Source organism: Variovorax davisae (genome assembly GCF_030316845.1).
GTDB lineage: Bacteria > Pseudomonadota > Gammaproteobacteria > Burkholderiales > Burkholderiaceae_C > Variovorax > Variovorax davisae.
Window position 1 is genome coordinate 385,775 of record NZ_JASZYS010000006.1, and the last position, 22,117, is coordinate 407,891.

Consider the following 22,117-nt stretch of genomic DNA (forward strand, 5'->3'; position numbering starts at 1 on the left):
TCGTCACAAAAAAGATTCTGTCTTTTGCGGATCGCGCGCTGTTCCTACAGTCGCTCTGCCTTTCCCCGCAAGTCTCCTCAAGGAACACCTGATGACGAACAGTGCCCCCATGAACGACAGCTCGGTGCGCGCCTGCTTCTCGGCCGACTACGCCGAAGCGCGCGCGAAATTCATTGCGCTTGCCCAGCAGGCCGACGCCAGTCTCGAGCACCATGTCCTCGAAGGCCAGCTCGGCGCCCAGGGCGAAACGCTGGCCACCGACGTGGCCCTTTTCGGAGCGTCCGGCGACGCACCGCTCCTGGTGCTGAGTTCGGGCGTGCATGGCGTCGAAGGCTTTTGCGGTTCGGGCTGCCAGCTGGCGCTGCTGCACGACACGCAGCTGCTGCAGAAGGCGCACGAACGCGGCGTTGCCGTGCTGCTGATCCATGCCATCAACCCGTACGGCTTCTCGCACCTGCGTCGCACCAACGAGGACAACATCGACCTCAACCGCAACTTCATCGATTTCGCGCACCCCACGCGCAACCCGGCCTACGCCGAGGTGCAGGCGCTGATGCTGCCCGCCGAGTGGCCGCCCACGGCCGCCAATGCCCAGGCCATCGGCGACTACGTGGCGGCCCATGGAGACGACGCATTCCACGACGCCTTGGTCACGGGGCAATCCGAATTCGCCGACGGCCTGTTCTACGCCGGCACGGCGCCGAGCTGGAGCAACCGCACGCTGCGCGCGATCCTGCGCCGCCATGGCGAGGGTCGGCGTCGCATCGCCTGGATCGACGTGCACACCGGCCTGGGCCCTCGCGGCCACGGCGAGAAGATCCACAACGGCTTGCCCGGCATGACCGAGAACCTCCACCAGGCGCGTGCCATCTGGGGCGCCGACGTGGTCGCGGCCTGGGAAGGCGACTCCTCCTCGCGCCAGGTGGTGGGTCATGCGGCCACCGCGGTGATCGCTGAGTGCCCGCAGGCCGAGGGCGTGGGCATCACGCTCGAGTACGGCACGGACGACACGGCGGCCATGCACGCGTTGCGTGCCGAGCAATGGCTGTATCGCCACCCTCACGCGGCCAGCGCCGGGCAGCGCGCGGCGATCAAGCAGCAGTTGCGCGACGCCTTCTACGTGGACCACGACGAATGGCGAGGGATGGTCGCCGGCCAATGCCGGGTCGCCCTGTTGCAGGCTTGCCTGGCCCTCGGCCGCTGACGCGAAGGCCATCGATCGGCTCTTGCATCGCTGCGCCGGCGTGGCCCTATTGCCGCGCCAGGGGATCGAGGTTGCGGCCGCCTTTTCGGCCGCGTAAGGGAGACATTTCCAATGAAGAAGACTTTGTCCGCCGTGGCAGGCCTGGCTGTGGCCGGCGTTTCCTCGGCGCAATCGACTGTCACCGTGTTCGGCGTGCTCGACGCTTCGATCAGCAGCTATTCGAACAGGGCCGAAGACAGGCAATTCCCGACCCGAGGCAGCGCCACCATCCGGCGCACCGAGCTGACCAACTCCGCCTACAACTCCAGCCGTCTGGGCTTTCGCGGCACCGAAGACCTCGGTGGCGGCCTGGCTGCCGGCTTCTGGCTCGAGGGTGCCGTCAACAACGACGACGGCACCGGCAGGGCGGGCGGCGGTGGCATGAACTGGCAGCGCCGATCGACGATCAGCCTGTCCGGCGCGTTCGGCGAAGTTCGTCTGGGCCGCGACTTCACGCCGACGTCCTACAACGACGGCGTGTTCGATCCGTTCGGCAACAACGGGGTGGGGGCCAGCGCGATCGGACTGGGCAACGGCAGGCGCAGCCCGGGCCGCTTCCAGAACGGCTACGCGGACAATCGCAGCTACGTGCGGGCCAGCAATTCCGTGAGCTATTTCCTGCCGCCGAACCTGGGGGGTGTCTATGGACATTTCATGTATGCCTTCAATGAAGCGACCAAATACAAGCCGGCGAACCCGGAGGCGAAAGACAGCGATGGCACCGCGTTGATGAAGCCCAACAGCCAACGCACCGGCCGTTACGTCGGCGGTCGCGGCGGCTATGCCAACGGCCCGCTGGACGTCGCGCTGGCCTACAGCGAAACCGCGATTTCAGACGACTTCTTCGCCGGCACCACGACCACCGTCAAGTTCTGGAATCTGGGCGCTTCGTACGACCTGGGCGCCGTCAAGCTGTTGGGCGAATACTCGAGCGCCAGGGCAGCGACCGATCGCGTGCACGGCCACCTCTTGCCCTGGCGCGATCCGGTCGCGAAGGGCTGGGTGCTCGGTGCCACGGCACCCGTCGGCCCTGGGCTGATCCGCGTGGCCTATTCGACCTTCCAGTTCACCCGTCTGATGGGCGCGACGCCGGAGCCCGAAGCCAGCCAGATCGCCATCGGCTATGTGCACAACCTGTCCAAGCGCACGGCCTTGTACGCCACCGCGGCGCGCGTGAGCAACAGGAACGGTGCCGAACTCTCGGTGGGCGGTCCGGCCTTTCTGGACTCCATGAACGGCAGGCCACTGACGCCGACGACCTCGACCGGCTACGACTTCGGGATTCGCCACGCCTTCTGATGTCACTCGTTGAGATGGCAGGCACTCCAATGCCCCGGCGCGACCTGCTGGAGCACCGGCGCTTTCTCCTTGCAGCGCGCCCCGGCCTTGGGGCAACGAGGGTGAAACGCGCAACCGGGCGGAGGGGCCAGGGGCGAGGGCAGTTCACCTTGGATGGGCGCGAAGCTGCGGTGGCCCACTTTGAGTGTCGGTATTTCCGCCATCAAGGCCCGGGTATAGGGATGGTTGGGCTGTGAAAACAGCATCGGGGTCGGCGCGGACTCCACCACCCGGCCCAGGTACATGATCACCACGCGGTCGGCGATGTGTTCGACCACTGCGAGGTTGTGACTGATGAACAGGTAGCCGAGTCCGAGTTCCGCGCGCAGGGCCATGAACAGGTTGATCACCTGGGCCTGGATGGACACGTCCAGCGCGGCGATGGCCTCGTCGCACACCAGCAGCCTGGGCTTCACCGCCAGGGCGCGGGCGATCACGATGCGCTGGCGCTGGCCACCGGAGAACTGGTGCGGATAGCGGCCAGCGTAGGCGGGATCCAGCCCCACCTTGCGCATCAGTTCGGCCACGTAGTCGGACACCCGGGCCTTCGGCGCCAGGCCATGCACCACGGCGGCTTCACCGATGGCCTCGCCCACGCGCAGCCGCGGGTTGAGCGAAGCAAAGGGGTTCTGGAACACCATCTGCACGCCCAGCTCGAAATCCTTGCGCTGGGCGTCCGTCATGTCTCTGACCAAGGTGCCGTCGTAGCGCACGTCGCCGGCCGTGGCGGCCGAAATGCCCGCCGCCATGCGGCCCAGGGTGCTCTTGCCGCAGCCCGACTCTCCCACCAGGCCGACCACCTCGCCGCGACCGACGCGCAGGTTCACGTCCGTCACGGCATGCACCACGGGCAGGGGAGGGGTGAGGCCCATGCGCTGGCCCCAGCGACCGATCAGGTCCTGCGGCGGCGAGAAGCGCTTGGTGACGCCCTGGAGATCAAGCAAGGATGTGGCGCGCATCGGCATTCGCTCCCAATGGATGAGGATGCCAGCAGCGCACCGCATGGCCCTCTGTGACCGTGAGTTCGGGTTCTGTCGCGCACTGCGCGCTGGCCCGCGCGCAGCGTGGCGCGAAGGCGCAACCCGGCGGGCGGTTCATGGGCGACGGGGTCGTTCCGGGTATCTGGGTCAGTGGCTGGCCGCGGCGTTCAGATGACGGCACCGAACCGATCAGCCCGACGGTGTAGGGGTGCGCCGCGCGTTCGATGACATCGGCGGTGCTGCCGGATTCGACGATGCGCCCGGCGTACATCACCGCCACCCGGTCGGCGAGGCCGGCCACCACGGCCAGGTCGTGCGTGATCCAGATCAGGCTGGTGCCGGCGTCGCGGCAGAGCTTCTGCATCTCGAACAGGATCTGGCCCTGGATGGTCACGTCGAGCGCCGTGGTGGGCTCGTCGGCCACGATCAAGTCGGGGCTGTGCAGCAGCGCCATGGCGATCGCGATGCGCTGGCGCATGCCGCCCGACAATTCATGGGGATAGGCCGCCAGCCGCTCGTCGGGCGCCGGAATGCCCACCCGCACCATGGCGTCGCGTGCCCTGGCCAGCGCTGCGGGCCGGCCGACCGCCTCGTGCGCCTGGATCGCTTCGATCATCTGGGTATCGATGCGCAGGACCGGGTTCAAGGTCATGGTCGGGTCCTGAAAGACCATCGCGATCTTGCGGCCTCGCAGGGCACGCAAGGCCGCTTCGTCCAGCCTCGCGAGGTCTTCGCCCTTGAACAGGATCTGACCCGACACCACCTTGCCCGGCGGATCCACCAGGCCGATGATGGAGAAGCCCGTGACGCTCTTGCCCGAGCCCGACTCGCCGACCAGGCCGAGGATTTCTCCTGGATGGACGTGCAGGTCGACGCCATCCACTGATTTGACGACACCGGCGCGGGTGGCGAAGTGGGTCTTGAGCCCTCTCACTTCCAGGGTCGGGGCGGCGCCGTCGGTCATTGCGCGTTCCTCGGGTTGAGCACTTCGCGCAGCTGGTCGCCCACCAGGTTCAGCGAGACCAGGGTGAGCGCCAGCGCGACGCCTGGAAAGAAGGAAATCCAATACCTGCCGGACATCAGGTAGTCGAAGCCGTTGGCTGTGAGCATGCCCAGCGACGGCTCGCTGACCGGCACGCCCACGCCGAGAAAAGACAGGGCTGCTTCGCCCGCGATGCAGGCGGCGACGTCGATGGTCGCCAGGGCGATCAGCGGCGGCATGCAGTTGGGCAGCATGTGCCGCAGCAAGGCGCGCATGCCGCCGAGCGACAGGCATTGCGCAGCCTCCATGTATTCCTTGTTGCGTTCGACCACCGCGGCGGCGCGCGCCGTGCGGGCGAAATAGGCCCACTGCACCACCACCAGCGCCACGATGATCTTGTCCACGCCCTTGCCAAGCACCGACAACAACACGAGTGCGATCAGCAAGGCCGGCAAGGCCAGCTGGACATCGACGATGCGCATGATGAGCGCGTCCATCCAGCCGCCCCGGTAGGCGGCGGCAACACCGGCCAGGGTGCCGATCGCCAGCGATGCGCCGACCGCCACGAAGCCCACCATCAGGCTGATGCGCAGGCCGTACAGGATGGCGGAGAGCATGTCGCGCGCCTGGGCGTCGGTGCCCAGCCAGTAGGTCATCGAGCCGTCGCTCGCCGTGCTGCCCGGCGCGAGCTTGCCGTCCATCACGTCCAGGACGGACAGGTCATGGGGGTTTTGCGGTGCGATCCACGGGGCCAGCAGGGCGCCTGCGACGATCAATGCGAACAGCACCAGGCCCACCATGGCGAGACGGCTTTCGGCGAACTCGGACACGACGCGGGGCCATCTGGAAGGCGTGGCGCTCATCTGCTGTCTCCAAGGCGAATCCTCGGGTCCAGGAGGCCGTACGTGACATCGACCAGAAGATTCAACGTGATCAGGAAGCTGACCACGATCAGCACGTAGGCGACCACCACGGGGCGGTCGAGTGTCAGCACCGAATCGATCAGCAGCTTGCCCATGCCGGGCCAGGCGAAGATGGATTCGGTGATCACCGCGAACGCGGCCATGCGTCCGAATTCCAGCCCGAGGATCGTCACCAGCGGGATCATCAGGTTCTTGAGCACGTGCACGCTGATCACGCGCCGCTCCGACAGCCCCTTGGCGCGGGCGAACTTGACGAAGTCCATGGGCACCACCTCGCGCGCCGTGGCACGGGTCAGGCGGGCCAGCAGCGAGGCCGCGCCCAGGCCCAGGGTCAGGGCAGGCAGGGCCAGGTGCTTCAGGCCGTCCACGGTCAACACGCTCAGGCCCACGGGCCCGAGGTAGACCAGCTCGCCGCGGCCCGAGGAGGGCAGCCAACCGGTCATCACCGACAGGCCCATGATGAGCATCAAGCCGACCCAGAAGGTCGGCAGGCTAAAGCCCAGCACCGACAGGGTCATGGCGAACTTGGCCGTGGCCGTTTCCGGCTTCAGCCCTGCGTACAGGCCCACCGGCACGCCGACCGCGACGGCCAGCAGGGTGGCCACCGCCGCCAGTTCCAGGGTGGCGGGCATGCGCTGGATGATCAGCGCCATGGCGGGCTGGCCGGCCAGGAAGCTGTTGCCGAACTGGCCTTGCAGCGCATGCCCTGCAAAGCGGAGGTACTGCACCCACAGCGGCTGGTCCAGGCCCAGCTCGCGCGTGACGCGCAGGCGCTCGATCGCGGTCGCTTCCGGGCTGATCAGGACGTCGACCGGGTCGCCAACCAGGTACACCCCGGCGAACACCAGAAACGACACCACGACCAGCACCAGCATGGCCTGCAGCAATCGACGGAGAATGAATCCACCCATGTCGTATTTCGCAGATGCACGTGCTCAGACGTGGCGTGGCTTCACTTGGTGCCCGACGGCGTGACGAACTGCGCGCGCGTTTGCTGGTCCGGCCGGGCGGCATAGCTCAGACCCTTGCGCATGCCCCAGGCGCTGCGTTCGAAGTACAGGAGCGTCAAGGCCGCGTCGGTGTCGATGGCCTGGGCGGTTACCTGCTGCAACAGAGCCGAACGCTTGCCGTCGTCCAGCGTGTTCACGGCGGCATCGAGGAGCGCGTCGACTTCGGCGTTGGCGTAGCCTCCCCAATTGGCGGTGCCCCAGCCCTTGGCATCGTTGCGGGTGCTGACCAGGGCGCGAGCCCGAGCCGACGATTCGACGTCGCCCCAGCCGCCCAGGGTGCTGCTGTAGGCCTTCGCCATCATGTTCTTGAAGAAGATGGCGGGTGAGGATGCTTCGACCGTGGTCTTCACGCCGACCCGGCTCCACATCGACGCCACCGCTTGCGCCACCTTGAGGTCATTCTGATAGCGGCCATTTGGCGTCCCCAGGGACAGGGTGAATCCGCCGGGATAGCCTGCCTCGGCCAGCAGCTTCCTGGCGTGCTGGGGATCGTGCTTCACGATCACGCCGTTGCTGCGCGTTCCCGGCGAGCCGGGCATCATCAGCTCGGCGGCCGGCGCACCGAACCCCCCCATCACCTGGGCCACCAGCGCCTTGCGGTCGATGGCCTCGGACAGGGCGCGCCGCACGCGCACATCCTTCAACGGGTTCTTGCCCTGGGTGCCGGTGATGCCCGGCACGCTGTCGTCCGACACGTTGAAGGCGAGGAAGATCAGGCGCACGGAGGGGGCTTCCTGGATCGTGAGCTTGGGGTTCTTCTTGAGCTGCGCCATGTCGTCGATCGGCGGGTCCTCCACCAGGTCGACCCCGCCCGACAGGAGGGCATTGACGCGTGCCGCGGGATTGGACAAGGGACGCATCAGCACCTTGGCCCAGGATGGCTTGGGCCCCCAGTAGGTGTCGTTGCGTTCCAGGACAAGGTCGCCGCCGCGCGACCAGGACACGAACTTGAACGGCCCGGTGCCGATCAGGCCATCGCCTTGGTTCAACTGGGCGGTGCTCTTGCCTTCAGGGCTCGGGCCGGAGGCGGCCTTCCTGGACATGATGCTCAGGTTCGCGAGGCTGGTCGGGACCAAGGGCCTCGGACCGTCGGTGTGCAGGCGCACCGTCAGTGGGCCCACCACCTCGACACGCTGGATGCCCCGGATGGTGATCGTGACGGGCGAGGGACTGTTGGGCACCTTGGCGACGCGCTCGATGGAAAAGGCGACGTCGTCGGCCGTGAGCGGCGAGCCGTCGCTGAATTTCACATCGGGCCGCAACGTGAACTCCCAGATGTCGCTGCCGACGGTCTTCCAGGAGAGCGCCAGCCCGGGGATCAGTTGCAGGTTCGGGTCGAGGGCGGTCAGGCTGTCGAAGATATGCGCCGAGATCTGGAAATTGGTGGTGAGGGCGTGATAGTGCGGGTCCATCGACGTGGGCTCGCTTTTCAGGCCCACCTTGAGTTCCTGCGCCTGGCTGGCCGCCGAGCCCATCAGGAGTGCCGCAGCCGCGAGACCGAAGCCGAATTGGCGCAGCCTGGCGTTGCAAGCCATCAAGAAGCGGCGGGCATTGCCCACGGGCCCGCCGCCGCCCATGCAGAGGGCGGCGAGGCGAATGTCTCGTGTCATTTTTTGTCTCCCTGATGTGCGCGCGCCGTCGGCGAACTGCACTGGACTCCGTAGCTCGCAGTCGCAGCAGGCGATGGTAGGAAGCGCGCGCGTGGCGCGACGTAAGCTGCTTTACGCTCTGGCCGATATTTTTCTAGGACAAACCCGAGCGACCAGCGACGACCTCAGGGCGAAGTGCCCGCTGCCTCATGCAGCTTCCACAACGCCCGAGGGCCGCGCAGGCTGAAGCGCTCGCGCCAGCGCTGCGGGCTCGACCCGGTCGCGCGCGAGAACATCCGGCCGAAGGCGCTGGCGTCGGCGTACCCGCAGTCGTGGGCAATCTCCTCCACCGAACGCCAGGTGCCTTCGAGCCACATCTTGGCGCGATTCACGCGCAAGGCCTGGACGTAGTGCAGCGGCGTCTGGTCCATGTGCTGCCGGAACAGCCGGCTCAAGGTGCGCTCGCTGACGGCCGCCGCCGCGGCGGCTTCATCCAGGGTGAACGGTCGCCCGGCGTGGGTTCTCATCCATGTCAGGGCGCGATAGAGCGGGGTGTCGCGCGAGATGCCCATGCCTTGGTCGGGGTTCATGGCCGCCGACACTTGCTGCCGCTCCGTGTTCGGCAGCAGGGTCTGCTCGCAGGCATGGGCGAGGTCGGCGGCGCCCGCGTGGCCGACCAGGTGCAGGACCAGCGAATGAATCAGGGACGGCGTCGCTGCACAGAGGATTCGATGCTGGGCGACGATCGGTGCGGTCGCCTCGATGCGCACCGACGGGAAGAGGTGCGCGAAGCCCGGCTGGTAGATCCACGGCATCGCTGCCTTCTCGAGCCGACCGGTCTGGGCGAGCAGCCAGACACCGGTGCCGCAGGCGCCCAGCAAGGCACCTTCGTCGAACGAGGCTCGCAGCAGATCGACGATGCCGGCGCTGCGCCGTACCAGCCGGATCAGCGCAGGGACCGACTGCGCGCCTTCGAAGGGCGGCACCAGCAGCACGCGCTGCCCATCGCCAGGCCGTCGGCCGTGCTGCCTCTCCTGCGCGCTGACGCAGGTCGACGCATGGAAGCGATGTATGCGCCCCCGTTCGTCGAGCACGCGCCAGCTGACGGCCGGCGTGCTGGCGCGCGGCGCGCGAAGGCGCGCCAGCGCATTGAGCTGGCGCAGCACGTCGACGGCCGACCATACCGAACCGGGCATGGCCGCCGGCGGCAACAGGAGGTCGAAGTGGATCATCTTGTGCGGGCTGTCTGGAACAGCACACCGAATGGCTGCAATGGTCGTTGTCGGGCGCGCAGGGGACTTCTACGATTTCCGATTCCACATCCAGGGAGAAGGCGCGATGAATCCATCGATCTCAACAGGAAGCTGTTTTTCAGGCACCTATGCCGAGGCGCGACAGAAGTTCGTCGAGGCGGGCATGGCGTGCGGCGCCCGGGCGCGGCAGTTCATACTGCCCGACCACCGTGGCGTCTTCGGCGAGCCCTTGAGCATCGATACTGCCTACATCGGTCCGGACCAGCCGCGCCGGCTGCTCATCGTCAGCTCGGGCACCCACGGGGTGGAGGGCTTCTGCGGCTCGGGCTGCCAGGTGGCGGTCCTGCATGACACGGGCTTGAAGGACCGGCTGGCACAGGCCGGCGTGGGCTTGCTGCTCATCCACGCCATCAATCCCTATGGGTTCTCGCATCTGCAGCGCACCAACGAGGACAACATCGACGTCAATCGGAACTTCGTCGATTTCGACGCGCCGTTGCCGCCCAGTCCGCACTACCTCGAGGTGGAGTCGTTCGTGCTGCCGCCGCAATGGCCGCCGTCCGGGCAGGACATCGAAAGGCAGCAGGCGTTCGTGCGCCAGCACGGCGAGCGCGGCTTGCGGCACGCCGTGTCCAGTGGCCAGCGGGTCTCCCCGCAGGGGCTCTTCTACGGCGGCACGGCGCCTTCCTGGAGCAATCGCACGGTGCGCGCGATCCTTCGCGAGCATGGTGCGGCCGCGCAAGCCATCGCCTGGATCGACATCCATACCGGCCTGGGCCCTTACGGTCATGGAGAAAAACTCTACGCGGGGAGAAACGACGCCCGCGACATCGCCCGGGCGCGCGCATGCTGGGGCAGCGATGTCTTCCTGACCTTCTCGGGCAACACCGACTCGGTGTCCGTCGACGTGACCGGGCTGGTCTGTTCGAGCCTGCACGACGAGTGTGTCCAGGCCGAGGCGCTGCTCGTCGGGCTGGAGTTCGGAACCCTGCCCTTTTCCGCGGTTCAGTCGGCCCTGTACCACGCGGCCTGGATCCGCGCCCACGGCGGCAAGGTCGATGCAGCCACGCGGGCCGCCGCTGCTCGCGTGCTGCGAGATGCCTTCTATTGCGACAACGATGTGTGGAAAGGCATGATCCTGGGCCAGGCGCGCGTGGCCTGCCTGCAGGTTGCGCAGTCGCTGGCCCGGTTCGACACGGAGCACGCCGCGCAGCCTTAGTTTCATGTGGATGGACGGTCGGCAAACCCTGAGACGGGTCTGGCGAAGGTTTCGGAAATCATGAAGGGGTCTTTGGCCAGATGATAGGTACAGGGCGTTGAATCGCGGCGTCGCCGCTTTACGCTCGCCGCGGGCTTCGCTTCGGTATAAACCCTGCGATGCCTTTGTTGACTCTGCCCGATCCACCATGTCGACCTCGCCCAGTTCCGATTTCAGCCCGTCCTCGTCGATTGCCGCGCCGTCTGTGCCAGACGGCGTGGGGCCACTGCCGAAGGCCTTCGTCTCGGCGTGGCTCACACATCTGGATTTCGAATGGGGCGACATCACGCGCGGCTACCGTCAGCAGCCGGTCGCCAATGACGGGCCGCTGTTCGAGGAAGGTCAGCCGGCGGATTCGGTCTATGTGGTGGCGTCGGGGCGAATTCGACTGATCTCGGAGTCGGCGGAGGGCAAGAGGCGCCATCTGATGATCGTCGGTCCCACGGGCCTGGTCGGCGATTGCGGCTTGCTGCAGAGCAAGAACCACGTCGTGTCCGCCGAGGCCTCGACCGACGCGGTGGTGTGCGCCGTGCCGGTGGCGGCCATGCTGGCTGCGCTGTACCAGGCACCTGCCCTGGCGCGCCAGCACCAGGCCATGTGCAGCATGCGCTTTCGCATCATGCTGCAGCACCTGGCCTTGCAGGGCGCCAATTCCGCGAAACGCCGGGTCTGTCATCACCTGCTCGGCCTGATGGCCAGCTACGGCACGCCGCATCCGGCGGGCATGCTGATCTCGATCACCTTCACCAAGCAGGAGATGAGCCACATCTGCGGGCTTTCGCGCGTGCGCGTCTCGCAGATCTTCGCCGCGCTCGAACGGGAGGGGGTCATCGTCGCGGCCGGGCGCCACGTCGCGATCCCGGACGCCGCCCGGCTGGCGTCGCTGGCGCAGAGCTGAGGCTCGGGCGGCCTCGCCGGGGACTCAAGTTTCGGCCACCGGCGCCGATAGAGAAGAGATGGCTTCCTCCACCCTCCCTGCCTTCACCATGGCGTTCCAGCCCATCGTGGACGCCGACCAGCGCGCCGTCTTCGCCTATGAAGCGCTCGTGCGGGGGCTCGACGGGGAGGGCGCGCTCGAGGTGCTGGGGCGGATCGGTCCCGGGCAGCGCTTCGCGTTCCACGAGGCCTGCCGCATGCGCGCCATCGAGCTGGCGGCTCAGTTGGACATGCGGGCCAAGCTGAGCCTCAATGTCATGCCCAACGACGTGGCCGGCCAGGAATGCTGCTTTCGCAGCGCGATGGCCGCGGCGTCGCGCTGCGGCTTCCCGGTCGAACAGCTGATGTTCGAACTGACGGAGGGTGAGCGGGTGCAGAACCTGCCCGGCCTCGCGGCGTCGTTCAAGACCTTCAAGTGCTACGGCTTCACCTCGGCGATCGACGACTTCGGCGCAGCCTATGCGGGCTTCCAGCTGCTGGCGGGCTTCCAGCCCGACATCGTGAAGGTCGACATGAGCCTGGTGCGCGGCGTCGACGCCGACCCGGTGCGCCTGGCCATCGTGCGCGGCTTCGTCCAGACCTGCGGCGAGCTGGGGGTGCGCGTGGTGGCCGAGGGCATCGAGACGCGCGAAGAGCTGCGCGCCTTGCGCGGCATCGGCGTCACGCTGTTCCAGGGCTACCTGTTCTCGCGGCCGGTCATCGCGACCCTGCCGCCGATCGCATGGGACGCGGCCTGATGAAGCGCATGCGCCTGAACCTGCCCACCCGGGCCGCGCTGTTGACGACCTCGCTGGTGCTGATCCTGGTCGGCGCCACCGCGGCCTGGCAGTACCGGCAGTTGTCGAGGGAGTACACGGGGCTGCTCGGCCAGCAGCTCCAGGGCCTCGCGCAAGCCGCGGCCGCGGACCTCGACTACAAGCTCGCGATGCACCTGGCGACGCTGTCGCGTGAAGCGCGGCGCGGCGATGCAGCGACCTTCTCCGACCCCGGGCGGCGCGCGCCGTTCCTCGCCCAGAGCGGCCTGCGCCCGATGTTCGACGGCATCGCCCTGATCGATGTCGCGGGCAACGTCCTCCAGGCGGAGCCGCCGCCGGCTTCGAAGGCGGTCAGCGTGGCCGACCGCGACTACTTCCGGCGTGCCCGCGACACCGGGGTCGCCACGGTCTCGCAGCCGCTGAGCGCGCGCACCACCGGCGAGTCGGCGGTGCTCATGGCGATGCCGGTCAAGGACGCGGACGGACGCGTGCTGGGCGTGCTCGGCGGCGGCCTGAACCTGCATCGGCCGAACATGCTGGGCAATCTGGCCGCGGCGCGCCTGAGCGGCGAGGGCTACTACATGGTCGAGACGGGCGGCGAGTCGCCGCTCTACGTCGTTCATCCCGACGCGGCGCGCGTGCTTCAGCCGGTGCGCAGCGGGGCGGCGGGCAGCGGGTGGCGCCAGCCCGACGATCTCGAACGCAGCGCGAAGATCGCCGCCACCGGCTGGATCGTGCATGTGGTGCTGCCGGCCCGCACCGCCTATGCGCCGCTGGCGAAGGCGCGCCGGGCGCTGCTGCTGCAGATGCTGCTGCTCGCAGCGCTGACCGGCAGCCTGGTGTGGGGCGGCACGCTGTGGCTGGTGCGCCCGCTGGGCACCCTGCATTCGGTGATCCGGCGGCTGCGCCGCGATCCCGAGGCGCCGGTGTTGCTGGACGTGCGCGCGCACGGCGAGTACGGCGATCTCGCGCGCGAGTTCGATGCGCTGATGACCGAGTTGCGCACGCAGCGCAGCGAAAAGGCCGCGCTGGCCGACGCCGCGCCGGTGGGCCTCTTTCGCTGCGACGAGCGCGGGCGCATGGTGGACGTGAACGATGCCTACCTGGCGATCCACGGCATCGAAAAGGCCCAGGCGGCCGAAGGCTGGCTCGAGGGCGTCGCGCCGGAGCTCCGCGAGGAGACCAGGCAGCAATGGCTGGCGCGGGTGGCGAGCAGGGAGCCGTTCCACTTGAAGCGCTGGATCCGGCGCTCCGACGGCGCCAGCGTGCTGGTCTCGCTGCAGATGCAGCCGATCCTGGCGGCCGGCCGGGTGGTCGGCCAGGTCGGCACCCTGATCGACATCACCGAGCGCACCCTGGCCGAGCAGGCGCTGCGCACCCAGACCGCGATCTTCGAGAAGACCACCGACTACGTGGTGCAGCTCGACAAGCATGGCCGCCTGAGCTACATGAATCCGGCGGCGCGCTGCCGCACCGGCGTGGCCCAGGAGGCGCCGGTCACGCATTTCACGATCGCGGATTTCATGCCACCGGTCACCCTGCGGCGGCTGCAGGAAACCATCGTGCCCACGGCCGTCGCCCGAGGGGTCTGGGTGGGCGAATCGGAGATCTGCGGCGCCCATCCGGCGGACCTGTTTCCGGTCAGCCACATGGTCATCGCCCATCGCGACAAGGCCGGCAAGATCGAGCGCTTCTCGGGCATCATGCGCGACATCTCGGAAGCCAAGGCGACCGAAGTCGCGCTGTTCGAGAGCGAAGCGCGATTGCGCACCATCGCCGACGCGCTGCCGATGCGGGTTGCGTTCATCGACATGGCGCAGCGCTACCGGTTCGTGAACCGTGCCTACGAAGGCGCCTTCGGCATTCCGCGGGAGGCGATCATCGGCCGCACGGTGAAGGAGGTGTTCGGCAGCCGCTACCCATGCATCGAGGCCCACGTGGTCCGGGCCCTGCAAGGGGAGTCGGTCACCTTCCAGAGCGAGCTGGTCAGCGACGGCGGCTATGCCTGCTTCGAGTCGAACTACATTCCCCAGCGCGGCATCGACGGCAGCGTGCTCACGGGCTTCCACGCGGTCTCGACCGACGTCACGCGCCAGAAGCAGGAAGAGAAGCGCCTGCTGCAGCTCGCCCACGAGGACCCGCTCACGGGCTTGGCCAACCGCGCCGGCTTCAACCGGCGGCTCGAGGAAACGCTGGCGGCGGCGCCCGCGGGAGGCCGCGTGGCGGCCTTGATGTTCCTGGACCTCGACCGCTTCAAGCAAGTCAACGACCAGTTCGGCCACGGCACCGGCGACGCCTTGTTGCGCGCCGTGGCCGACCGGCTGGTCCAGGCCCTGCGGGCACGCGATTTCGTCGCCCGCGTGGGCGGCGACGAGTTCACGGTGATCATCGGCCAGGTGGCCGATGCACAGGCCGCGGCACGCATCGCCGCCAAGATCGTCGACGCCTTGAGCCGGCCCTTCATGCTGACCGGCTGCCGCGTCGACGTCAGCGCCAGCGTGGGGGTGGCTTTCCACGTCGCCGGCAGCGCGGCGACCGCCACCCAGCTCATGCTGGCCGCCGACGAGATGCTCTACCAGGCCAAGGGCGCGGGCCGCAACGACTACCGGCTGGCGGAGTTTCCGTTGGCGCACGCGACGGCCTGAGGCGAGGAATCGCCAGGCCATCGGCATCGTGCGGGGTCAGCCGTCGGCCAGCTTCATCACGACGCGCCCCTCGATGGCGCCCTGGCGCATGCGATCGAAGATGGCGTTGACGTTCTCCAGCGTGTCTTCGGAGTACACCGTGTGCACCTTGCCATCGCCGGCGAAGGCCAGGGCTTCCTGCAGGTCCATCCGGGTGCCGACGATCGAGCCGCGGATGGTCTTGGCGTTCAGCACGACGTCGAAGATCGGCAGGCCGAAATCGCCGGGCGGCAGGCCCACCAGCGACATCGTGCCGCGCTTGTGCATCATGCCCAGGGCCTGGTCGAAGGCCTTGCGCGAGGGCGCGGTGACCAGCACGCCGTGCGCGCCGCGCAGCGCGCGCTGCAGTTCCTTGGCTGGGTCCACCTTGCTGGCGTTGACGACCAGTTCGGCGCCCACCTTGCTGGCCAGGGCGAGTTTCTCGTCGTCGACGTCGACCGCGGCCACGTGGAAACCCATCGCCTTGGCGTACTGCACCGCCATGTGGCCCAGGCCTCCGACGCCGGAGATCGCGATCCAGTCGCCGGGTTTGCAGTCCAGCACCTTCAGGCCCTTGTAGACCGTCACGCCGGCGCAGAGCACCGGTGCGATGGCCGAGAAGCCGATGTTCGACGGCAGGTGGCCGACATAGCCCGGGTCGGCCTGCACGTATTCGGCATAGCTGCCGTTGACGGTGTAGCCGGTCATCTGCTGGCCGTCGCACAGCGTCTCCCAGCCGGTCATGCAATGCTCGCAATGGCCGCAGGCGGTGTGCAGCCAGGGGATGCCCACGCGGTCGCCCTCCTTGACATGCTTCACGCCGGCGCCGACCGCCGAGACGTAGCCGACGCCTTCGTGGCCCGGAATGAACGGCGGGTTCGGCTTGACCGGCCAATCGCCATCGGCGGCGTGCAGGTCGGTATGGCACACGCCGCAAGCCAGGACCTTGACGACGATGCGCCCCGGAACGACCTCGGGAACGGGGACTTCGTCGATCGTCAGCGGCTGCTTGAAGGCGTGGACGACGGCTGCTTTCATGGTCGGCATGCTGTGCTCCTTGCTCGAGGGTGGAGTGCTGGACGCGCGCGCCTGCCCGGCGCGGCGCGAAGAGGCTGGCACGCGGCGGCGTTTTTCAATGTAGTCATCGGGTCGGTCCTTGTCCAGCCCGGCGCCGTGGCGGCCCGCGGCACCGCGCGAGTTGACAAGTGGCCATCCGCTGGAATATGATTGTCGTCATATTAAATCGCATCCACCTAGTCTCCATGAGCCGCACTCCCAACAGCCGCAAGGAAGAAACCCACGAGCGCATCGTCGCCGTGGCCGCGCGCGCGATCCGCGAGCGCGGCTATGCCGGCGTGGGCGTGGCCGATGTCATGAAGGAAGCCGGCCTGACGCACGGCGGCTTCTATGCCCATTTCGATTCGCGCGATGCCTTGCTGGTCGAGGCGCTCGAACGGGCCGGCCGCGAGAGCGCCGAAGCCGTGGCCCTGGCCGCCGAGCGGCGCGCCCGCCGGGGCGCGAGCGCATTCCGCTCGCTGGTCGAGACCTACCTGGCCGATTCGCACCTGGCATCGCTGGCCTGCGGCTGCCCCGTGGCCGCGCTCGGCGCCGACATGCCGCGCCAGTCCGAGATCGTGCGCGAAGCCTCCGCCCACCGGGTGCGGCGCCTGATCGCCGGCGTGCGCAGCGCCCTGCCCGACGCGCCGCGCGCGGCCGCGGCGACGGTGGCCGGCACCCTCGTCGGCGCCCTGCAACTGGCGCGGGCGCTCGGCGACGGCGAGGAGGCGCGCGCGGTGCTGGCAGATGCGCGCAAATCGCTGCTCGCGCAGTACGACACGCCGGCCGCCACAACCCATTGACGCCCACCCGGCATGCCGCAGTCGCCATCCTTCGATTTGCAATATGACAACGATCATATTAGTGTCCCTCCCGCCACCCTCACTCGTCCCAAGGAAGCCATCATGAAAATCAGCAACGCCACCGTTCTCGTTACCGGCGCCAATCGCGGCATCGGGCTGGCCTTCACCCGCGAACTGCTGGCGCGCGGCGCCCGCAAGGTCTACGCCGGCGCGCGCGATCCGGCCAGCGTCACGCAGCCCGGCGTCGAGGCCATCCGGCTCGACGTCACGAAGCCCGAAGAGGTCGCGGCCGCCGTGGCCCGCGCCGGCGACGTGACGCTGGTGATCAACAACGCCGGCGTCGCCCAGGTGGGTGGCTTTCTCGCGGCCGACAGCGAAGAAGTCGCGCGGCGCCAGTTCGAGACCAACTTCTACGGCATGCTGCGCATGAGCAAGGCCTTCGCGCCGGTGCTGAAGGCCAATGGCGGCGGCGGGCTGATCAACGTGCTGTCGATCGTCTCGTGGATCAACGGCGGCCAGCTGGCCGGCTATGCGGCGACCAAGTCGGCCGCCTGGTCGCTGACCAACTCGCTGCGCCACGAACTGGCGCCCCAGCACACGCAGGTGCTGGCGCTGCACATGGCCTTCGTCGACACCGACCTGGCGCGCGGACTCGAGGGCCCGAAGACCAGCCCGGAAGACATCGTCAAGAGCGCCCTCGACGGCCTCGAGGCCGGCCTCGACGAGGTGCTGGCCGACGAGCGCACCCGGCTGGTCAAGCAGGGCCTGACGGCCGCCACGCCGAGCTACCTGCCGACGCCGGCCTGAGCGCCGCGCCGAACCCGACGAACGACACGATGACGATCGCCACCGCACCCACGGCCACGGCCCCGGCTGCAGCCGCCCATCCGCCCCAGGCCTCGCCCTGGCCGGTGTTCTGGGTCGCCAGCGTCGCGGCCTTCCTGGTCTCGCTCGACAGCACGATGCTGTACGCGGCCTTCGGCGCGCTGCGCACCGGTTTTCCGGACGCCAGCGCGGCCGAGATGTCGTGGGTGCTGAACGCCTACACGGTGGTCTATGCGGCCATGCTGATTCCCGCCGGCGGCCTGTCGGACGCCCACGGCCGCAAGCGGGTCTTCATGCTCGGCGTGACGCTGTTCATCGCCGCCTCGGCCGCCTGCGGGCTGGCCGGCAGCGTCGGCTGGCTGATCGCGGCGCGCGTGCTGCAGGCGGTCGGCGCCGCGCTGCTGACGCCGGCGTCGCTGTCGATCGTGCTGGCGGCCTTTCCGCAGAGCAAGCGCGCGGTCACCGTCAGCCTGTGGGGTGCGGTGGGGGGCTTCGCGGCCGCCGTCGGGCCGAGCCTGGGCTCCTTCGTGATCCAGACCATCGGCTGGCCCTGGGCCTTCTTCATCAACCTGCCGATCGGGGCCCTGTCGCTCTGGTTCGGCGCCTCCCTGCTGACCGAGTCGGCGCGGTCGACCCAGCGCGCCAGGATCGACGGCGTCGGCATGGCCTTGCTGATCGTCGCCGTCGGCGCACTGACGCTGGCGATCGTCGAATCCGAATCGCCAGCCTGGTCGCGCGGGCAGCTGGCTGTCGTCGCGGCCACCGGCGCGATCGCGCTGGTGAGCTTCGTCCTCTGGGCGCGCAAGGTGCGCGCGCCGCTGATCGACCTGGCGCTGTTCCGCCATCCGACCTACAGCGCGGTCAACGCCGCGACGCTCACGTTCGGGATCGCGTTCGCGATGATGTTCTTCGCCTTCTTCTTCTACATGAACAACGTCTGGCACTACAGCCAGGCGCTGGCCGGCCTGGCGATCGCGCCGGGGCCGCTGATGGTGATCCCGGTGGCCGTCGTCACCGGCCGTCTTGCCGGGCGCTACGGCCATCGGCCCTTCCTGGTCGGCGGCGCCTTGCTGTTCGCCGCCACCGGCCTGTGGTTCCTGCTCGTCCCCGGCACCGAGCCGGCCTATGCGACCCGGTGGCTGCCGGGCCTCATCCTGAGCGGGGCCAGCGTCGGCCTGGTGATGCCGTCGCTGTCGGGCGCGGCGGTGAGCAAGCTGCCGGCCGCCCACTATGCGGTCGGCAGCGCGGTCAACCAGGCCACGCGCCAGATCGGCTCGGTGATCGGCGTGGCGATCACCGTGGTGCTGCTCGGCCACGGCGCGCTGCAGCGCGGCGACTTCGACGCCGTCTACCAGTGGCACATCGCGCTGGCACTGCTGACGGCGCTGCTGTGCACGCTGGTCAACACCCGGCCTGCGGCGGCGGCGCGCTCCTAGCCCGGCTGCTCGCCCGTGGCGCGGATCTCCACGCGGCGGTTCGGCTCGAAGCAGGCGATGAGCGCCGTGCGGTTCCTGGCCTTGCCCTGGGCCCTGCAATCGGCTTCGGTGACCTTCAACTGCGAAAAACTGCGGCCTTCGGTCGTGATGATGTTGGCCGGGACGCCTTGGGCGACCAGGTAGTCGCGCACCGAGTTGGCCCGCGCCAGGGACAGGCGCTGGTTGAACTCGTTGCTGCCGATCGGGTCGGTGTGGCCGACGATCGAGATCGCGCGCAGCCGGATGCCCGAGGACTTGAGCTCCGTGAGCGTGCTGTCGATGCGGCTGCGGCCGGTGGGCGTCAGGTCCGACTTGGCGAAGGCGAAGGTGCCGTCGGCCTTGAGCTCGAAGTTGCGCGCGGCCGGCGGCGGCGGCGGCGGGGGCGGCGGCATCGCCGCCGGCATGGCCGCCGGCGGAGCCGCCTGCGCCACCTGTGGGGGCGGCCCGAACGGAATCTGCAGGCCCACCGAGAACAGCCAGTCGTTCATGTTCTGCCGGTTGCCGGTCCTGCTGTTGTTGGCATTGTCGACATAGCGGTAGCGTGCGTCGGCCACCAGGCGGCCCCAGGAGGAGAACGGCCAGACGATGCCGAGCCCCGCATTGGCCATGAAGCTCGTGTGGCTGTCGTTGATGCCGAACGCCCTCTCCACCTTGTTGTCGATGGCGCCGATGCCGCCCACGAGATAGGGATGCACGGTGTTCGATTGCCAGCGGTTGATCCCCTGACGGCTCCAGGGGAACCACTGCGCGTCGAGCGTGCCGCTCCAGTTCTTGTACTTGTCCGTGCTGTTGAAGGCGCCGAAGCCGGTGCCGAACTTGCCGTCGAGTTCCTCGTATTGGCCACGCAGCTCGATGTTCCAGCTCGGGCTGATCGGCTTGCCGATGGAGACGCCTCCCCCCCAGCCGTTGTCCGCATTGCGATCGCCGTCAGGATGCACGTAGGTGCCGAAGGGCGTGATGTACCAGCGGTTGTCGAAGTACTGGTCCGCCGTGAAGGTGGTCTGAGCCAGGCAGGCGCCATACGGGAGGGCCAGCACGCAGCAAGCTGCGAAGGTGCGTCGGTCGAACATGAAAGCCTCACTTTGCTGATGTGGATGAGCGCCTCGGCTGGAGCCAGCGGAGTGAAGCACGATAGGTGCGCGCAACCCTGCCGGCCTGCCCACACGCAACCGGGTGTGTCGCACTCGCGGGGCGGCCACTTCCGGTTTCACTTCTTTCACCGTGGAGCGAAACGATTTGCGCGGCGGCCACGCCCGCATTGCTGCGCAGCGCCGTTGCACCAAAGGGCAATTGCACCCCGACGCCATCGCCGCCAACATCGGTTGCCTCGGCAGCCGCGGTGCGCGCAGGCGGCATGGCCGCGCTGTGCGCGAACAACAGGAGTGGCAGCGCATGCGCGTCTCGTTCAACCGGCATGGTCCGTTCTATCGCTTGCAGCGCCGCCTCGGTCTGCTGACCGACACCGATCTCGCCGTGGGTCGCCGTGCCGCGCTGTTCGTGGCCGTCGGGTGGATTCCCGCGCTGGTCCTGGCTGCGTTCCAGGGGTATGCCATCGGCACGCATCCCGAACGCGCCGTCCTCTTCGACTACAGCGCCTACGCCTACGCCTTCGCCATCGTGGCCTTCGTGTGGATGGAGCAGAGCTCGGACCAGCGCATGGCGCAGATGGTGGGCCAGTTCGAGGACCGGGGCATCGTGCCGCCGGCGTCGCGCAGCGGCTTCGCCAAGGCGCGCGCGAACATGGAACGGCGCACCGGGTCGTGGCTGGCCGAAGGCCTGATCCTTCTCCTGGCCTACCTGCTGTCCTGGCTGTGGCTCACCAAGGCCCCGATGGCTGCCGACGGCGGCACGTGGCACGGGCGCATGGTCGACGGCACGCTGCAGCCGACCCTGGCCGGCTGGTGGGCCATGCTGGTCGCGCTGCCGCTGTACTGGTTCCTGCTCGGGCGCTGGTTGTGGCGCTTCGTGACATGGGGCTTGATGCTGTACGAGATCGCCCGCTGCGACATGCGCCTGGTCGCGACGCATCCCGATCGCTGCGGCGGCCTCGCCTTCATGGGGCAGTACCCGAAGACCTACGTCCTGTTCGTGTTCGCCGAAAGCGTGGTGGTGTCCGCCACGGTGCTCAAGCTGGTCGTGCACGGCGATGCGAGCCTGATGGGATTCAAGTTCGCCCTGATCGGCATGATCGTCTTCTTCGCCCTGGCCTTCGTCGCGCCGCTGGCGGTCTTCGCGCCCCGGCTTGTGGCGCTGAAGCACGCAGGTCTGGCGCACTACGGCTCGCTGGCCAGCCAGCACAACATCGCCTTCGAGAAGAAGTGGGTTTCCGCGACCAGGGCGCAGCCGGCCGAAGAGATGCTGGGCTCGCCCGACCCGTCGTCGATGGCCGACTTCGCTGCCGGCTACGACCTGATCAAGCGCATGCTTCCGGTGCCGGTCACCCTGGAGAGCGTCCTGCCGATCGTCCTGGCGGCCATGTTCCCGCTGATCTGCGTGGCGGCCACCCAGATACCCCTTGCGCAAGTCCTCGACCAGGTCAAGGCACTGCTGCCGCTTTGATGCCGGGATCGCTCAGGCAGCGCCGCGAAAGCAGGAGAGCCCCCAGGGGGTGAGCTTGACGGGCAGGTGATAGTGCTGCGATGGGTCGGCCAAGCCGAAGCGGAAACACTGCACGTCCATGAAGGCCGGCTCGGGCAGCGCCTGCCCGCGTGCACGGTAGTAGTCGCCCACGTGCAGCCGCATCTCGTACACGCCCACCTCGAACAGCTGGGCCTGCCCCTCGATGCCGTCCACCACGCCATTGCGTCCCACCTTGCCGGCGACCCATGGCTCCCAGCGTTCGGTCCGGCCGCGTTCGCTGATTTCCCTGCGCAGGATCTCGACCCGCATGCCGACCGCCACCACCCCGTTGGCCACGTCAACGACGTGGATCGACACAGCTTGCATTTTTGACCCTTGCCTCCAGGCGCATGACGCGCGACAGGAGCGAATTTTACGGATGCCGCAGCCGGCTGGCGGCTCACCCGTT

At 68.4% G+C, this 22,117-nt stretch carries 19 protein-coding genes; 10 read left to right on the forward strand and 9 right to left on the reverse strand.

Annotation, left to right across the window (positions count from 1 at the left end; all coding sequences use genetic code 11):
- The first annotated feature begins 91 nt into the window (after positions 1 to 91).
- Positions 92 to 1,204 (forward strand): M14 family metallopeptidase, encoded by a 1,113-nt coding sequence (locus QTI33_RS16755; protein ID WP_286507241.1) that lies wholly within the window; start codon positions 92 to 94, stop codon positions 1,202 to 1,204.
- 111 nt (positions 1,205 to 1,315) lie between these two features.
- Positions 1,316 to 2,542, forward strand: coding sequence for a porin (locus tag QTI33_RS16760; RefSeq protein WP_286507242.1), 1,227 nt, complete (start codon positions 1,316 to 1,318; stop codon positions 2,540 to 2,542).
- A 2-nt stretch (positions 2,543 to 2,544) separates the two neighbouring features.
- Here QTI33_RS16760 and QTI33_RS16765 read toward each other — a convergent pair whose 3' ends face one another.
- The 6 genes from QTI33_RS16765 to QTI33_RS16790 form a co-directional block, all read right to left on the reverse strand.
- Positions 2,545 to 3,540: an ABC transporter ATP-binding protein gene (locus QTI33_RS16765; protein ID WP_286507243.1), complete on the reverse strand. Its 996-nt coding sequence runs from the start codon at positions 3,538 to 3,540 to the stop codon at positions 2,545 to 2,547.
- Entirely contained in the window at positions 3,518 to 4,525 is a 1,008-nt protein-coding gene (locus tag QTI33_RS16770; RefSeq protein ID WP_286507244.1) for an ABC transporter ATP-binding protein, read from the reverse strand. Before QTI33_RS16770 ends, QTI33_RS16765 begins: the two co-directional genes overlap by 23 nt.
- The gene (locus QTI33_RS16775; protein WP_286507245.1) at positions 4,522 to 5,406 is read right to left on the reverse strand and encodes an ABC transporter permease; all 885 of its coding nucleotides are present in this window, start codon (positions 5,404 to 5,406) and stop codon (positions 4,522 to 4,524) included. The genes QTI33_RS16770 and QTI33_RS16775 overlap by 4 nt, the downstream gene beginning before the upstream one ends.
- Positions 5,403 to 6,377, reverse strand: coding sequence for an ABC transporter permease (locus tag QTI33_RS16780; RefSeq protein ID WP_286507246.1), 975 nt, complete (start codon positions 6,375 to 6,377; stop codon positions 5,403 to 5,405). The genes QTI33_RS16775 and QTI33_RS16780 overlap by 4 nt, the downstream gene beginning before the upstream one ends.
- Positions 6,378 to 6,418: 41 nt before the next feature.
- A complete protein-coding gene (locus QTI33_RS16785; RefSeq protein ID WP_353506344.1) occupies positions 6,419 to 8,128 on the reverse strand; it encodes an ABC transporter substrate-binding protein in 1,710 nt (569 codons plus the stop codon).
- Between the two features lie 122 nt (positions 8,129 to 8,250).
- Positions 8,251 to 9,297, reverse strand: coding sequence for a GlxA family transcriptional regulator (locus tag QTI33_RS16790; RefSeq protein ID WP_286507248.1), 1,047 nt, complete (start codon positions 9,295 to 9,297; stop codon positions 8,251 to 8,253).
- A 31-nt stretch (positions 9,298 to 9,328) separates the two neighbouring features.
- On the opposite strand from QTI33_RS16790, the gene QTI33_RS16795 reads away from it, so the two are divergent.
- The 4 genes from QTI33_RS16795 (at position 9,329) to QTI33_RS16810 (ending at position 14,912) form a co-directional block, all read left to right on the forward strand.
- Positions 9,329 to 10,537 carry a M14 family metallopeptidase gene (locus tag QTI33_RS16795; RefSeq protein WP_286507249.1) on the forward strand — a complete coding sequence of 403 codons (1,209 nt, stop codon included), beginning with the start codon at positions 9,329 to 9,331 and terminating at the stop codon, positions 10,535 to 10,537.
- Between the two features lie 187 nt (positions 10,538 to 10,724).
- Positions 10,725 to 11,474 carry a Crp/Fnr family transcriptional regulator gene (locus tag QTI33_RS16800; protein ID WP_286507251.1) on the forward strand — a complete coding sequence of 250 codons (750 nt, stop codon included), beginning with the start codon at positions 10,725 to 10,727 and terminating at the stop codon, positions 11,472 to 11,474.
- Positions 11,475 to 11,532: 58 nt separating this feature from the next.
- Positions 11,533 to 12,249, forward strand: a complete 717-nt coding sequence (locus QTI33_RS16805) for an EAL domain-containing protein (RefSeq protein WP_286507252.1) — start codon at positions 11,533 to 11,535, stop codon at positions 12,247 to 12,249.
- Positions 12,249 to 14,912 (forward strand): diguanylate cyclase domain-containing protein, encoded by a 2,664-nt coding sequence (locus QTI33_RS16810; RefSeq protein ID WP_286507253.1) that lies wholly within the window; start codon positions 12,249 to 12,251, stop codon positions 14,910 to 14,912. The genes QTI33_RS16805 and QTI33_RS16810 overlap by 1 nt, the downstream gene beginning before the upstream one ends.
- Positions 14,913 to 14,948: 36 nt before the next feature.
- Here the strand turns inward: QTI33_RS16810 and QTI33_RS16815 are convergent, their stop codons facing one another.
- Positions 14,949 to 15,977, reverse strand: coding sequence for a zinc-dependent alcohol dehydrogenase (locus tag QTI33_RS16815; RefSeq protein ID WP_286507254.1), 1,029 nt, complete (start codon positions 15,975 to 15,977; stop codon positions 14,949 to 14,951).
- A gap of 215 nt (positions 15,978 to 16,192) precedes the next feature.
- Between QTI33_RS16815 and QTI33_RS16820 the strand changes: the two genes are divergently transcribed.
- The 3 genes from QTI33_RS16820 to QTI33_RS16830 all read left to right on the forward strand — a co-directional run bounded on the left by QTI33_RS16820 (position 16,193) and on the right by QTI33_RS16830 (position 19,050).
- Positions 16,193 to 16,789: a TetR/AcrR family transcriptional regulator gene (locus tag QTI33_RS16820; RefSeq protein ID WP_286507255.1), complete on the forward strand. Its 597-nt coding sequence runs from the start codon at positions 16,193 to 16,195 to the stop codon at positions 16,787 to 16,789.
- A gap of 102 nt (positions 16,790 to 16,891) precedes the next feature.
- Positions 16,892 to 17,596 (forward strand): SDR family oxidoreductase, encoded by a 705-nt coding sequence (locus tag QTI33_RS16825; RefSeq protein ID WP_286507256.1) that lies wholly within the window; start codon positions 16,892 to 16,894, stop codon positions 17,594 to 17,596.
- Between the two features lie 29 nt (positions 17,597 to 17,625).
- Complete coding sequence (locus QTI33_RS16830) at positions 17,626 to 19,050, forward strand: DHA2 family efflux MFS transporter permease subunit (RefSeq protein WP_286507258.1); 1,425 nt, start codon at positions 17,626 to 17,628, stop codon at positions 19,048 to 19,050.
- Here the strand turns inward: QTI33_RS16830 and QTI33_RS16835 are convergent.
- Entirely contained in the window at positions 19,047 to 20,159 is a 1,113-nt protein-coding gene (locus QTI33_RS16835; RefSeq protein ID WP_286507259.1) for an OmpA family protein, read from the reverse strand. The genes QTI33_RS16830 and QTI33_RS16835 overlap by 4 nt on opposite strands.
- Positions 20,160 to 20,481: 322 nt before the next feature.
- Between QTI33_RS16835 and QTI33_RS16840 the strand changes: the two genes are divergently transcribed.
- Entirely contained in the window at positions 20,482 to 21,648 is a 1,167-nt protein-coding gene (locus QTI33_RS16840; RefSeq protein WP_286507260.1) for a hypothetical protein, read from the forward strand.
- 12 nt (positions 21,649 to 21,660) lie between these two features.
- On the opposite strand, the gene QTI33_RS16845 is transcribed toward QTI33_RS16840, so the two are convergent.
- Positions 21,661 to 22,035, reverse strand: coding sequence for a hydroxyisourate hydrolase (locus QTI33_RS16845; protein WP_286507261.1), 375 nt, complete (start codon positions 22,033 to 22,035; stop codon positions 21,661 to 21,663).
- Between the last annotated feature and the right edge of the window lie 82 nt (positions 22,036 to 22,117).